General features: G+C 57.6%; 11 protein-coding genes and 2 tRNA genes. 6 read left to right on the top strand and 7 right to left on the bottom strand.

The annotated features are described in order from the left end of the window. Positions 1 to 12: 12 nt before the first annotated feature. Positions 13 to 948, bottom strand: a complete 936-nt coding sequence (locus ALMA_RS01290; RefSeq protein ID WP_094726042.1) for an HhH-GPD family protein — start codon at positions 946 to 948, stop codon at positions 13 to 15. A 19-nt stretch (positions 949 to 967) separates the two neighbouring features. On the opposite strand from ALMA_RS01290, the gene ALMA_RS01285 reads away from it, so the two are divergent. From ALMA_RS01285 to ALMA_RS01275, 3 genes are all read left to right on the top strand, one after another. Further along, positions 968 to 1663, top strand: coding sequence for a tRNA (cytidine(34)-2'-O)-methyltransferase (locus ALMA_RS01285; protein ID WP_094726181.1), 696 nt, complete (start codon positions 968 to 970; stop codon positions 1661 to 1663). 602 nt (positions 1664 to 2265) lie between these two features. Continuing rightward, positions 2266 to 2538 carry an ACT domain-containing protein gene (locus tag ALMA_RS01280; protein ID WP_086106383.1) on the top strand — a complete coding sequence of 91 codons (273 nt, stop codon included), beginning with the start codon at positions 2266 to 2268 and terminating at the stop codon, positions 2536 to 2538. 54 nt (positions 2539 to 2592) lie between these two features. Then, on the top strand, positions 2593 to 3957 hold the full coding sequence (locus ALMA_RS01275; protein WP_094726041.1) for a PFL family protein: 1365 nt from the start codon (positions 2593 to 2595) through the stop codon (positions 3955 to 3957). Between the two features lie 215 nt (positions 3958 to 4172). Here the strand turns inward: ALMA_RS01275 and galK are convergent, their stop codons facing one another. The 3 genes from galK to ALMA_RS01260 all read right to left on the bottom strand — a co-directional run bounded on the left by galK (position 4173) and on the right by ALMA_RS01260 (position 7712). Next, complete coding sequence (galK, locus tag ALMA_RS01270; RefSeq protein WP_094726040.1) at positions 4173 to 5507, bottom strand: galactokinase; 1335 nt, start codon at positions 5505 to 5507, stop codon at positions 4173 to 4175. A 25-nt stretch (positions 5508 to 5532) separates the two neighbouring features. Continuing rightward, the gene (galT, locus tag ALMA_RS01265; protein ID WP_086106380.1) at positions 5533 to 6795 is read right to left on the bottom strand and encodes a galactose-1-phosphate uridylyltransferase; all 1263 of its coding nucleotides are present in this window, start codon (positions 6793 to 6795) and stop codon (positions 5533 to 5535) included. Positions 6796 to 6935: 140 nt separating this feature from the next. Further along, positions 6936 to 7712: a DeoR/GlpR family DNA-binding transcription regulator gene (locus ALMA_RS01260; protein ID WP_169712292.1), complete on the bottom strand. Its 777-nt coding sequence runs from the start codon at positions 7710 to 7712 to the stop codon at positions 6936 to 6938. Between the two features lie 466 nt (positions 7713 to 8178). Between ALMA_RS01260 and ALMA_RS01255 the strand changes: the two genes are divergently transcribed. Both ALMA_RS01255 and ALMA_RS01250 read left to right on the top strand, forming a co-directional pair. Beyond that, positions 8179 to 8997, top strand: coding sequence for a Crp/Fnr family transcriptional regulator (locus ALMA_RS01255; protein WP_094726038.1), 819 nt, complete (start codon positions 8179 to 8181; stop codon positions 8995 to 8997). A 137-nt stretch (positions 8998 to 9134) separates the two neighbouring features. Then, the gene (locus ALMA_RS01250; RefSeq protein WP_094726037.1) at positions 9135 to 11390 is read left to right on the top strand and encodes a transglycosylase domain-containing protein; all 2256 of its coding nucleotides are present in this window, start codon (positions 9135 to 9137) and stop codon (positions 11388 to 11390) included. Positions 11391 to 11521: 131 nt separating this feature from the next. Here ALMA_RS01250 and ALMA_RS01245 read toward each other — a convergent pair. The 3 genes from ALMA_RS01245 to gltX form a co-directional block, all read right to left on the bottom strand. Next, positions 11522 to 11593, bottom strand: a tRNA-Gln gene (locus ALMA_RS01245). Positions 11594 to 11642: 49 nt separating this feature from the next. Next, positions 11643 to 11715: transfer RNA gene (locus tag ALMA_RS01240), tRNA-Glu, on the bottom strand. 67 nt (positions 11716 to 11782) lie between these two features. Then, on the bottom strand, positions 11783 to 13330 hold the full coding sequence (gene gltX / locus ALMA_RS01235) for a glutamate--tRNA ligase (protein WP_094726036.1): 1548 nt from the start codon (positions 13328 to 13330) through the stop codon (positions 11783 to 11785). A 26-nt stretch (positions 13331 to 13356) separates the two neighbouring features. On the opposite strand from gltX, the gene ALMA_RS01230 reads away from it, so the two are divergent. Beyond that, complete coding sequence (locus ALMA_RS01230) at positions 13357 to 14193, top strand: ABC transporter permease (RefSeq protein ID WP_244568814.1); 837 nt, start codon at positions 13357 to 13359, stop codon at positions 14191 to 14193. Positions 14194 to 14233 lie beyond the last annotated feature (40 nt).

The following is a 14233-nucleotide window of genomic DNA, read 5'->3' as shown; positions in this document are numbered from 1 at the left end:
GGTTCTGCCAATTTACGGCAGCGCGACGCTATGGTCCGCGCGAATGACCACGAGTCCGTCCTCGTCGAGGCTCGCTATGCAGGCATCGAGCTGGACGGCATCCGCCCACACGCCGCGCACCCTCTCGTAGCTCAGCTCATGCGTGGGCTCAGCGCGCAGAGCTTTCAGAATAAGCCCGCGCACCTGCCTGTTCGTTCCCGCGAAACTCTGCTTCGCGCGCGTACGCTTCTGCCCGAGCCCCGGCCAGCCCGCCGCCGCGAACGCACAGCGTGCACGCAGCGGGCACGCATCACAGTTCGGATTTTTCGCCGTGCAGACGGTCGCGCCGAGCTCCATCGTCGCCTGATTCCACAGCACGGAACGCGCCCGATCAGCCGGCAGCGCGCGCCCGGCGAGCTGCTTTTCGCGCGCCGTCGCCGACCTGCCGCGCGACTCCTGCCCGTCGAGCGCCCGCGTCAGCACGCGCCGCACGTTCGTATCCAGAACGGGGATGCGCTGCTGGTAGTGAAAAGCGAGGACCGCGCTGGCTGTATAGTCTCCAATTCCCGGAAGCGCGACGAGGTCCTCATACGCATCGGGCACGTGTCCCGCATGCCGCTCTACTATAGCCTGCGCACACTCGCGTAGCCTCAGCGCGCGCCTCGGATATCCAAGAGTCCCCCAGGCGGTAATCACCTCCGCCGGCGTCGCCTCGCTGAGCGCACGCGGTGTAGGCCACACGTCCATCCAGCTCATCCAGTAGGGCAGCACTCGCGTCATAGGAGTCTGCTGGCTCATCACTTCAGAAAGCAGGACACCCCACGCATCCGTCTTCCCGAAGCGCCACGGAAAGTCCCGGGCATTTTCCTGCCACCACTGAGCGAGGAGTGGGTAGAGCATGCGAGAGGTCTCTTCTACGGATTCTTCTACGGTCTCTTCTACGGATTCTACGGCTGTCTGGTCTGTCATCCTTACTATTCTCATGCATATGACTAATGAAATGCAAGCCAGCAGCACCCCTGTGTCTGGAAACCAGCCTACACAGGCTCCTCCCCAGGCCCCAGAAGCCATGTTCGAGTACGGCTACCGGAAGAAGTCCTATGCTCCCGATGAACTCATTACGGACGCCCACGGAAACCCCATTACTGTCTCAGATACCATGCTCACCGCCATAGAAGCGAGCAAGCGCGTCACCGCAGTACCACACCTGTGCTTCTACGAGCCACGCATTCCGGGAAATACGGGTTCCGCCATCCGCCTGTGCGCTGTGACTGGATCCATTCTGCACCTCATCGAGCCACTCGGCTTCGACCTCAAGGATACGAAGCTGCGCCGTGCAGGGCTCGACTACCACGACATGGCACACGTCGTTATCCATCCGAGCTTCGAAGCCATGGTGGAAGCCATGCCAGATTCTCGCATCATCGCCTTTACCGCGCATGCGACGAAGACTTATACCGAAGTGCAGTACCAGCCGAATGACATTCTGCTCTTCGGCCCGGAGCCTGGTGGCATTCCTGACCCGATGGATGTGTTCTTCGGACCGCACGTGGCTGAGCAGGTGAAACTCCCTATGCGTCCGAGCCTGCGCTCCCTGAACCTCACGAATACGGCGTCCATCGCCCTGTATGAGGCATGGCGCCAGCTCGACTTCGCAGGAGCGGGCGAGAGCGAGGAGCTGTAGGGGCTTCTGTAGGGGCGCGCGAGTATACTTATAGATGACATTTATATGTCGCGTCGTGGTGACTGGAAGGGTTCGCTCTTCCGTCACCACTTTTCTTTTCGCTCAGCGTGTGTGCTTTTGTGTATTTTCTGTGTATTTTCTCGACTTTTGGGCTAATCCCGACACTGGCAGTTCTGGCCTCCTGCACTTTTGGGCTAATCCCGACACGCGCCTCTTCGGCTGCCGATTCGATCTCGCATGGTTTGGCTGAAATAGTAAGACTTTTGTGTTATAGCTCGGGTGCCGGCGGAACCTTGTGTCGGGTTTAGCCCGAAAGTGCAGAACAACTTCGCGCCCCAGCGTCGGCATTAGCCCGAAACCGCCTGATTCTCCTCCCGCACCGTGCGTTGTGTGTAAATCGTCTCACTTCTGCACCCACTTTTTTGGATTTTTCCAGTCCTGCAGACTGCACATGAGACGATTTACACACAACGCACCCCCACCACCCCGCACCTCGCACCACACCGTCCCACCTCACCACCCCACCCCATCCCCCACACTTCCGCGCGCACCTTTATACTAGATACTACGGTTTTCGCTCGTACAGACATGAAGGATTCGCCATGAATAAAGCCATTATCACCGTCGTAGGCCAGGATACTGTGGGCATCATCGCACGCGTGTGCACCCACCTGTCTAACTCTCATGTAAACGTTCTGGACATATCCCAGACCATCATCGACGGCTTCTTTAACATGATGATGATCGTGGATTACTCGGATTCCACTGTGCCTTTCGCTGACCTCGCCGAACAGCTCGCCACTCTCGGTGATGAGATAGGCGTGAATGTGCGCTGCCAGCGCGAAGAAATCTTCACGAAGATGCATCGCATTTAGCACTGCCACTGCACCCCAGCATAGACCCTACGACTATAAAGAGGAGACTTTCCCATGCTGAATATCATGGAAGTCCACGAGACGAATCAGATGATCGAGCAGGAGAAGCTCGACGTCCGCACCATCACCATGGGCATCTCGCTTCTCGACTGCATCAGCGATGATGTAGACACCGTCTGCGAGAAGATTTACACGAAGATTACCACGTACGCGAAGGACCTCATTAAGGTCGGCGAAGAGATCGAGCGCGACTACGGCATTCCTATAGTGAATAAACGCATTTCCGTCACACCTATTTCCCTCATCGGCGCGAGCGCGTGCCGCACGACGGACGATTACGTGAAGATCTGCCAGACGCTCGACAGCGCCGCAAAAACGGTGGGCGTGAACTTCCTCGGCGGCTTTTCCGCGCTCGTATCGAAGGGCATGACGCCGTCGGAAGAGCTGCTTATCCGCTCGCTTCCGAAAGCGCTGTCCAGTACAGATTTCGTCTGCGCTTCTGTCAATGTCGGCTCGACGCGCACTGGCCTCGACATGGATGCCATCGCACTCATGGGGTCTGTGATCCGCGAAGTCTCTGAGGCGACCGCAGATACCGATTCGCTGGGTAATGCGAAGCTCGTGGTCTTCTGTAATGCTCCGGATGATAATCCTTTCATGGCTGGCGCTTTCCATGGTGTCACCGAGGGCGACGCTGTGATTAATGTGGGTGTTTCTGGCCCAGGAGTAGTCTCCCGAGCACTGGATGAAGCAAAGGGGAAGGATTTCGAGTTCCTGTGCGAAACCATCAAGCGCACAGCGTTTAAGATTACACGCGTCGGCCAGCTCGTCGCGCAGGAAGCCTCCGCGCGCTTGGGTATCCCATTCGGCATCATCGACCTGTCCCTCGCACCGACCCCGGCCGTCGGAGATTCTGTAGGGGAAATTCTCGAAAAAATTGGCCTATCCCAGGTAGGCGGACCAGGAACGACCGCAGCTCTCGCCATGCTGAACGACCAGGTGAAGAAGGGCGGAATCATGGCATCCAGCTATGTGGGCGGCCTGTCCGGCGCGTTTATCCCGGTATCCGAGGATAAGAACATGATCGACGCGGCCGTCAGCGGAAACCTCACCATCGAAAAGCTCGAAGCGATGACGTGCGTATGCTCCGTAGGCCTCGACATGATAGCCATTCCAGGAGATACGAGCGCGGCCACCATCTCCGGAATCATCGCAGACGAGGCAGCCATCGGCATGATTAATCAGAAGACCACTGCCGTGCGCGTTATCCCTGTCATCGGCAAAAAGGTAGGAGATATGGCGGAATTCGGCGGCTTGCTCGGTCGCGCGCCTATCATGCCAGTGAACACATCCGACTGCTCGGAGTTCGTCTACCGCGGCGGGCATATCCCAGCACCGGTGCATAGCTTTAAGAACTAGAGCTTTACTTAGGAACCTAGGAAGTAAACTTCCTAGGTAACTTCCTAGGTTCCTAGGTATTTTTCCTAGGTTCCTAAGTAAACTTCCTAAGTTCCTAGGTTATTTTCCTAGGTTCGATGTTACCTCCTAAGTTACATATCATGCCATGCAGCCCCGCTGAGACAGAAAAATCCCCCGCACGAGACGGGGGATTTTCGTATCCTACAGCTCAGCTGCTAGCGCACGCGCTCCGCAGGCGCAGAGGCCACGACTGCCAGAGCACGCGGAGCATTCCACCCACGGCTCTCGAATTCATCAGCTATCTTCTGAGCAAGAATTGCCGCCTGACCTTTATCTACCAGAGCGATAATGGAGCCGCCGAAACCGCCGCCAGTCATGCGCGCGCCGTACGCACCGCCTGCACGCGCCACGTCCACCGCGACGTCCAGCTGCGGAACGGTCACTTCGTAGTCGTCGCGCAGCGAATTATGCGAGCTGTTCATGAGCTCGCCCGCGCGCTTCACATCTCGAGCCTTAAACGCCTCGACAAACTCCGTCACGCGGCCTATCTCCGTAATGACGTGGCGCACGCGCATCTGCGCTTCCTCACTCTCGAGGCGAGCGATGAGCGCATCTACGGCTACCGCGCGCTCCGTCACAGGAAGCGCGTTCACGCGATCCGCCAGCACGCGCAGCGAGCGCACGCCGAGCGCTTCAGCAGACTCTTCGCACACGCGACGGCGCGCAGCATACTGACCGTCATTCAGCGAATGCGGAGCCTGCGTGTCCAGCACGAGCAGCTCGAGCCCGAGCGAATCGAGGTCGAAGTCCTGCTGCGAGACGCTGTCGAGCGCGGACAGATCTGGATTACAGTCCAGAAGCAGCGCCTTACCCGCCTGGCAGCGCAGCGATGCCGACTGGTCGAGACCGCCCGTAGCCGCTCCCGCCATCTCGTTCTCCGAGGCCACAGCCATGCGCACGAGCGTTACGCGCCCTTCATCCGTATCCCCAAGACCGAGGCCATACACGTCATCCAGCGCGAGCGCAGTCGAGCAGGTCATAGCAGCCGAAGAGCTCAGGCCTCCGCCGAGCGGAACGCAGGAGGAGAAGGCAGCGTCAAAGCCGCGCACGACCTTCTTTTCCGCGCCTTCCGCGCTGTCCGCGCCGTCTGCGTTCGCGCCGTCCGCGCCGTCCGCATCTGCCGACTCGCCAAAACCGCCGCGCTCCCGCATGGCCCACGCCACGCCCACAGGATACGCAGCCCAGCCTTCGACGCCGCCTGGCTCAAGCCCATCGAGATCTGCTTCAGCCACTACCCCACCCGACAGCGTGGAGATAACGCGCACCTTCGTATCCTCGCGCGGGCTGAGCGCGATGAATGTGCGGTGCGGCAGTGCTATAGGCAAGCACAAGCCTTCGTTATAATCCGTGTGCTCGCCGATGACATTCACACGTCCCGGCGCATCCCACACACCTGCAGGTTTACTGCCGAAGGTGGCCTCGAACAGCTCTGCAGCTTCGCGCGCGCCCTCCTCGAGGCTGAGTGCATCGATAAATTCTATCTGAGCCATCGCAGGCTCTCCTTTCGTTCAGCGCTTACTCCGTCACGTCCGAAATATCCACAGCACCCAGCTCATGGAAGCGCGCGGCTATCTTCTCCGGCGTCGTATCCGAAATCCACGCAGCCATGCCGGACTCAGAGCCTGCGAGATACTTGATCTTATTCGGCGAGCGGCGGAAGGAGAAGAACTGTAGGTTCAGACGGTAGTTCTCGCGGCGCGCGTCCTTCACCGGCGCCTGATGCCATGCCGAGATGTATGGCAGATCCATGCCGAGGCCGTCGCCCGTGTCGAAGAAAGCGTTTCCGCGCTTAAGCAGCTGCGAGTACATCTGCGCGAGACCCCAGCGTTCGTTATCGTTCAGCTCGTCGAGCGTACGCACGTCGTCGCGTAGCGGCTGGACGTGTACCTCGAGCGGCCAGCGCGCGGCAGCCGGCACGTACCCGACCCACGTATCGTTCCTGAGGACCACGCGTTCATCTGCTGCCAATTCCGCCTTCTTCAGATCTGTGAGAAGATCCGTTCCGTTCTTTTCGAAGTACGCCTGCGTGTGCTGCAGTTCCGTTTCGAGGCGCGGCGCGATGAACGGATACGAGTAGATCTGGCCGTGCGGATGCGCCAGAGAGACGCCTATCTCCTGTCCGTGATTTTCGAACGGGAAGATTTGTTCAATTCCTTCTATAGCGCTGATTTCCGCGGTGCGGAAAGCCCATGCCTCGACCACAGTGCGCATACGCTTTAAAGTTAAGTCTGCAGGAAGGCCCGTCTCATTCGGGTCGAAGCACACTACTTCGCAGCGTCCCACCGCTGGCTTCGTTTTCCACAGAGGATTTCCATCGACGTTCGACACGACGTCTGGCACTCCTGGCACGCGCGTCATGGATGGGAAGCGATTCTCGAAGACCACCACGTTATAATCCGTGTCTGGCACTTCTCCATCCTGGTATGGGTCCCCTGGCTTTCGTGCCGCCAGAGGATTTCCCGAAGCAGTGGCACCTGGACCTGCCGTGATAGGGCGGTTCATGCGCGCTGTGGCCATAGGAATCCAGTCTCCTGTCAGCGGATCCTGGCGCATCTCAGGAGCCTGGACTGGCATAGGGTTCCCCTCGCCGTCGATTCCTGGCTCGTAGCGGTTCGCGAGCACACGTGGGTCTTTTAGCTCACGCGTTTTCTCGCCAGATACATAAGCGGCGTCGTCATCCAGGTAGAAGAAATCTCGCCCGTCAGACAGCGTCGTCTGGGATATGCGAATATTTTTTTGTGCATATTCGCCCGGCACGTACTTTGTGTATGTAGTCATGGTTTCAGTATAGCAGAAATCATGTCCTTATGTGTGCACTTTTGTTTCTTTTTGTTCTAGAACTCGCGGAGGAGGTGGGAAAATTGAGAAAACGTGCGCAGACCGAAGCCCACGCACGTTCGTATGCACAGAAAACTCGTCTAATCCGCGATGATGAGCGAGCGCGCCACTTCCCGCGTGGCCGCCGCATCCTCCGGGCTAATGCCTGCGTCCGTGATAATGGTATCCACGTCGTCGAAACCAGCGAAAAGAGACAGTGAGGTGAGCTGCCACTTCGTATGATCGGTGAGCACGATGGTCTGATTTGCGATGGACATGAGCGCCGCAGCCGTGGACGACTCAAGCGAATTCGGCGTGAGGAAGCCGCGCGGCACGGACACTGAATGCGTACCGAGGAAGAGCAGATTCACACGCAGCGAAGAAATGACGCGGTCCGCGAGCGGCCCCACGAGCGAATTCGACCGCGTGGTCACGCCACCCGTGACGATGACCTCGACATCCTTATTCTCCGCAGTCTGCACGAGCTCAGCCACAGGAAGCGAATTCGTGAGGATGGTAATGCCCGTGGAATTCTCACTCTCCAGCAGATGCTGCGCGAAGACGTACGTGGTAGAGCCACCGCCGATGGCTATCACGTCTCCCGGCTGCACGAGCTCCACAGCCTTCATGGCTATGGAATCCTTCAGCCCCACGTCCATCTGCGACTTCACCGCAAAAAGCGGCTCGGCCAGAAGAGTGGAACTCGACACCGCGCCACCATGCACGCGCTTAACTAAACCTTTATCTGCCAGCTCCGAAATGTCACGGCGTATGGTCATGGCCGATACACCGAATTCATCCGCAAGCCCCGCGATGCGCACAGCGCCGCGCGTACGCAGGCGCCCGAGGATGAGCTGCTGCCGTTGTGAAGAAATCATATGAACATTATCGTACATGGATAGCAGGAAAAGCAAACAGAAGAGCTCATGGTGGACGTGCGGTTCGCGCGGGCGTGGGGCGTGGGAGGGCGGAGGCGGAAGCGCGGACGCGGAAGCGCGGGCGGAGGCAAAGCACATTCCCACGCGTCCTCTGCAGTCAGTTGTTTGCAGATTATCTCATTCTTACCGCCCTCAGCCCGTGAAGGCCATGGTTTCGTGGAGAAAATGAGACAATCTGCAAACAACGCTCCCCGCAAGGCTCACCCGCGTTTACGCCATCCCTCGCCAAAACCGCCGAGCTGTCATGAGATGCTGTGCACGCACGCGGCCCAGACACCTCCGCTCACACTTCTCCCCCAGCTCGCCTCCACGCTCTCCTTAACACGCGCGCCGCCCCACGCGCCCACCCCGCGCATTATGATAGGGGCATAGAGAAAAGGTATCCCACTGAAAGGAACGAGGAAGCATGGTCGCTCATTCGTCGTCTCACGGCGCTGTAGCGCACAGCTCGGCACCACACAGCGTTTCAGCGCACGGCTCCACGCCTCGCAGCACCACCTCCACCCCCGCACGCAGCAGCGAAGCCGCCCCTACATCCTTCGAGCAGATCCTGCTTCACACTGCGCTCTTCGAGCATGTGAGCGCCGAGGATGCTCGCCAGCTTCTTCCTTATCTCCAGCGTAAGACCTTCGCGAAGGGAGAATACATCTTCCATGAGGGCGATGAAGATACGAACATGTACATCATCGAGCACGGACGCATTAAGCTCACTCGCGAGTCGTACGACCAGCGTGTTCAGCTCCTGAGCATCTGGGGAGCCGGCGAAATAGCAGGGGAGATTCCTGTCTTCGATCCTCATGGCGGACCTCGCACTGCATCCGCAGTCAGCATGGTCCATAACACCACTACACTCTCTCTCACCTCTGAAGTACTTTTCTCCTGGCTCGGAGAGCACCCGCGCGTAGCTGTAAATATGCTGCAGGTCCTAGCGAACCGTCTGCGAAAAAATAATGAGCGCATCAGCGAGCTCGTCTTTATGGACGTGCCAGCGCGCCTCGCGAAGACTCTCCTCGACCTCGCCAAGCGCTTCGGTGAGCCAAGCGTACAAGGCCTCGTGGTTCCGCATGACCTCACACAGGAAGAGCTCGCTCAGCTCGTGGGGACATCGCGAGAGACCGTAAATAAAGCACTTATGGACTTTACGAATCGCGGCTGGATTACGCGTGAAGGACGGACCATCATCATCTACCAGCCAGGGAACTTGATTCTGCGCGCACGGCATTAAGCTTTTCTGAGGTCAATTCTTCCGTTTCTTTCAGCATCCTCCCCCACGACTCTCATTTCGTAGGGGTTTTGTGCCCGTTTCCCCTAACCCCGCTCACGCCCCTTGTACAGACGGGGTCTCAGGGTAGAATGGACCCTATGTCTGAAGAAAATGGGAAGAAAAAACACTTGACAGGAAAGCGCATTTTCACGCTTATTCTGTCGTATTTGCTTTTCTGCGTTATGGGCGGCGTAGTCGCCTCGGGCGTGGTCATGCCTGCTGTGGTGGGCGCGAGCGCTATTACGAAGGCCATCGAGCCTCAGATGAGCGCGGGTCTGGATGATGTAAAGTTCGACTTGCAGGACCTGCCTCAGCAGTCGCGCATGTATGCCTCGGATGGCACCACCCTCATCGCTACCTTCTACACGCAGAACCGCATTATCGTTCCGCTTAAGGATATATCTCAGGTTATGCAGCAGGCTGTAGTGGCGCGTGAGGACCGTCGCTTCTTCCAGCATGCTGGCGTGGACCCTACGGGCGTTCTGCGCGCATTCGTGCAGACGTATGTCCACCGCGGGGATACCCAGGGTGGTTCCACCCTTACTCAGCAGTATGTAAAGAACATTCTTATCGATCAGGCGAATTCGTCGAATGACCCTATCGCCGCTTACCACGCGCAGGAAGACACCATCGCGCGTAAGCTGCGTGAGATGCTCCTGGCCGTCCAGCTCGAAAAGTCGTACTCGAAGGCGGAGATTCTTCAGGGGTATCTGAACATCGCCCAGTTCGGCTCTGGCGTTTATGGCGTGGAGACGGCCGCCCGCCGCTACTTTAATGTGAGCGCTAGCCAGCTGAATCTCGGCCAGGCTGCTACCATCGCCGCTATTACGAAGAATCCTCAGGCATTCGACCCTACTCTTCATCCGGAAGCGTCCCAGGAGCAGCGCGACATCGTCCTCGACCTTATGCAGTCTCAGGGATATGCCACTGCAGAGCAGGTTCAGGAAGCGAAGTCCGTGAGCGTGAAGGACATGCTGAACGTTCAGGAAGTGCCGGTGGGCTGCCAGACTGCTGGTAATGCCGCATACTTCTGCGATTATGTCGTGAATAAGATTCTTTCCTCTGCTCAGTTCGGTGAGACGCGTGCAGACCGCCGTAACCTCCTGTACCAGGGCGGCCTGAACATTACGACCACCATGGACGTGACCGCACAGAATACCGCTTCGGATGCGGTTCGTCAGGCTGTTCCTGAGAATGACCCGTCCGGCGTCGAGTCCGTTATCGCTGCTATCCGTCCGGGCACGGGTGAGGTTCTCGCACTCGCACAGAACCGTACTTATGATGCGTCTGCAGATGCCGGCGGCACGAGTACGTCTATCAATTACGCTGTCGATCAGGCTGATGGTGGAGCACAAGGCGTCCTGCCTGGTTCTACGTTTAAGCCTATAAATCTGGTCTCCTGGCTCCAGAATGGTCACTATGCGAATGAGGCTCTGCCTACCTCCACTCAGTATGCGAACTCGAGCTTCCCATGTAACTCGACCACTACTGGCGTGTGGCGCGTTCAGAACTCGGGTGGCGGTACAGTGAACCCAGAAAGCCCGTACCAGGGTATTCTTCGTTCGCATAATACTGTGCAGGCGTCTATGGCTCAGCGCATCGGTCTGTGCGCCATAGCAGATACTGCTACGCAGCTCGGCTATCATAATGCCATCACAAATCAGTCGGACATCCATGACACTATGTTCGCTCCTATGATCATCGGTTCGCTGAACGTAGCTCCACTGACCATGGCGAATGTGTATGCCACCATCGCTGCGAATGGCGTGAAGTGCGACCCTATAGCCATCTCGAAGGTGGAGAAGGATGGTAAGAGCTATGATGTTCCATCTGCGAACTGCACGCAGGCCATCCCGTCAAACGTGGCTCAGACTGTAGCATACGTACTCCATCAGTCTGCTGTGTCTGGTGAGGGTAAGTCTGCGAACTTCCCGAATCGTACTGTCTACTCGAAGACCGGTACTGCTGAGTCCTTCTTCCTGGATACTGCAGCCTTTACGAATGGCGTCTCTGCCTTCGCTACTGTGGGTAATATGGAGACTCAGGTGGACCTGTCTGGTAAGACCATTAATGGAGTTACTCGCCGTACATGGTATGGTGAGAGCATCGCTGGTCCTATGATTCGTAACTTCCTCAGCTCCTACGTCACCCAGGCGAATATCCCGGATGATCCGAGCTACGGTCAGCCAGATAATACTCTCATGAATGGTTCTGGACGTGCTTCAAGCTCGCGTTCTACGGATAATTCAGACTCTTCGAATGCAGAAACATCTCGTAGCCAGGACCGTTCGAATCCAGCCACGAGTACTACTGAAGATGGGAATACGGATACGACCACGGATGAGACAAACTAACGCGTTTTCTCTTCTGTGAGTTAAGCGCCGGCTACACTTCACACAGTGTGGCCGGCGCTTTCTATTCTTATGCGAGATGCAAGCGAACATAACAAAAAACCTCTCGAGGAAATCCTCAAGAGGCCTAATCGCTGGGATACCTGGACTCGAACCAAGAACGGCTGAACCAGAATCAGCTGTGTTGCCAATTACACCATATCCCAATATGGCGTGTCTTCTCGAGCACGAAGCTCAGATGAGAAAGGCACTTCGTACCCCCAATGGGATTTGAACCCATGTTACCGCCGTGAGAGGGCGACGTCCTAGACCGCTAGACGATGGGGGCTTTAGTTATCCGTTACTCTGGAGATCTAGAAGACTAGCTCACCGGAGCAACGAATACTAAGCATACACTAGTCCAGATGCTTACGCAACTCGGCGAGTCGCGCCACGCTGAGCTCTTTTCCGAGAATCTCCATCGACTCGAAAAGTGGCGGAGATACGCGGCGCCCGGACACTGCTAAGCGCACTGGCCCGAAGGCGAGACGTGGCTTAATGCCACCCTCCTCTACGAGCACCTGCGTGAGCACTTCATGAACATGTTCAGCCTGGAACTCTTCTGCAGGAATCCCCTCGAGAGCAGCTACAGCCATATCCAGCACCTGACCAGCGGACTCCTTCAGCTGCTTACGTGCATCTGCTTCTGGCTCGATGTACGCCTCCTCAGACAGCAGGCTTCCCACCATACCGGATACTTCACCAAGCAGGCGCACGCGAGGCTGAACCAAAGCGACAGAATCGTTCAGAATCTGACGCTCACGCTCGCTCAGCTCATCCCAGCTCGACGCACTCACCACGCCATCCTTATACAGGTATGGCACGGAACGCTCGAGGAAGTCAGACGGCTCGAGCATGCGAATGTGTTCAGCGTTAATGGCTATGGCCTTATCGAGGTCGAAGTGTGCAGGGTTCGCCTTCACGTCGCGCACGTCGAAGTGCTCCACCATCTCGTCCATAGAGAAGACATCGCGATCTGCAGAGATAGACCAGCCCAGACCTGCGAGGTAGTTCAGCAGACCTTCACGAATGAAGCCATTCTCGCGGTGGAGGAACAGGTTCGACTCTGGGTCACGCTTCGAGAGCTTCTTCTTCCCCTCGCCCATCACGTATGGCATGTGACCGAAGAGCGGAACCTGCTTTGCGATGCCCAGCTCCATGAGGTAACGGTACAGGACTATCTGACGTGGAGTGGAGCTCAGAAGGTCTTCACCGCGCAGCACCACGTTTATATCCATCATGGCATCATCCACAGGATTCGTCAGCGTGTAGAGCGGATCCCCGTTCGGACGCACGATGACGTAATCTGGCACGCTGCCGGCCTTAAATTCTATCTGCCCGCGAATGAGGTCGTTAAAGCTGATGTTCTCATCCGGCATCTTAATGCGGATGGCAGGCTGGCGTCCTTCCGCACGGAAGGCTTCCTTCTGCTCCTCGCTCAGCGTACGGTCATACTCGTCATAGCCGAAGGCCTTCGGACGTCCTGCAGCGACGTTCCGCGCTTCTATCTCTTCTGGAGTGGAGAAGGACTCGTACGCGTATCCTGCCTCGAGAAGCTTCGCGGCGACGTCCTTATAGATGGCCGTGCGCTCGCTCTGACGGTATGGACCGTGCGGTCCGCCTACGTCGATGCCCTCATCCCAATTCAGCCCCAGCCAGCGCAGAGCCTCGAGAATCTGCTCATAGGACTCCTGCGAGTCACGCTGCGCATCCGTATCCTCGATACGGAAGACGAAGGTGCCCTTCGTGTGACGTGCCTCAGCCCAGTTAAAAAGGGCCGTACGTACCATGCCGACGTGTGGAGTACCCGTAGGAGATGGGCAGAAACGCACGCGAACGTTCTCAGGAAGCTCAGGCTTTTCGGCGCCTGCTTCTTTAGTATCTATACCAGTGTCTTGTGTCATATACACTATAATAGGTAGGAGGCTGTATGAAGGAAACACGAGAAGCACGTATGAACCGCGATATCACGCCCGAGGCGACACGCCGAGAGAAGAACTGGGCTTACACAGGAATCGCTCGCATTCTCCCCCCAGCCATTCTCCTTATCCTCGCCGTAGCAGCGTGGGAGCTCGCCGCGCGCGCAAATTCAGAAGTATCTCGCGTCTGGGCATCGCCGAGCCTCGTGTGGAATGCCACACGCCTGAATGCAGACGCGCTCCTGAGAAATCTCTCCGTCACCGCGTATGAAGCGCTCTGGGGCTTCGCCCTGGCCATTATCCTCGGCATTACCTTTGGTGTCCTGCTGTACATCTCGAAGCTCGCAAACGCCACCTTCATGCCCCTGCTCACGGCGGCACAGACTCTCCCGCTCATCTCCATAGCACCATTTTTCCTATGGTTCTTCGGCTTCGACGAAGCAGGAAAGATAGCGCTCGTGACAGTCTTCTCCCTCTTCCCCATAGCCATTCAGACTTCACGAGGCCTCGCAGCAGTACCGCGTTACTTCGCCGACGTAGCCCTCACCTGCGGAGCCACCCCCACGTGGACACTCTGGCACGTGCTTCTTCGCGTGGCTGCACGCCAAATCTTCAGCGGCATCCGCATAGCCGGCACCTATGTCTGCGCCACCGCTGCCACCGCGGAATACATGGGCAGCCGTCGCGGCATCGGCATCTTCCTGCAGTCTGCGTATAACACCTTCCAGGCACCTCTCGTCTGGTCTGCCACGCTGTCCATCGTCTGCATGACGGGAGCGCTTATGGCCGTTATCGTCATCATCGAACGTCTTCTTCTGGGCGATCCCGCTGAGGATAGTATAGACTAGAAGCACGCGCCTCGCGGCTGCCCCCGCACGCACACGCACG

Source organism: Alloscardovia macacae, from assembly GCF_002259705.1.
GTDB lineage: Bacteria > Actinomycetota > Actinomycetes > Actinomycetales > Bifidobacteriaceae > Alloscardovia > Alloscardovia macacae.
This window is presented reverse-complemented; position numbering and strand designations above follow the sequence as displayed.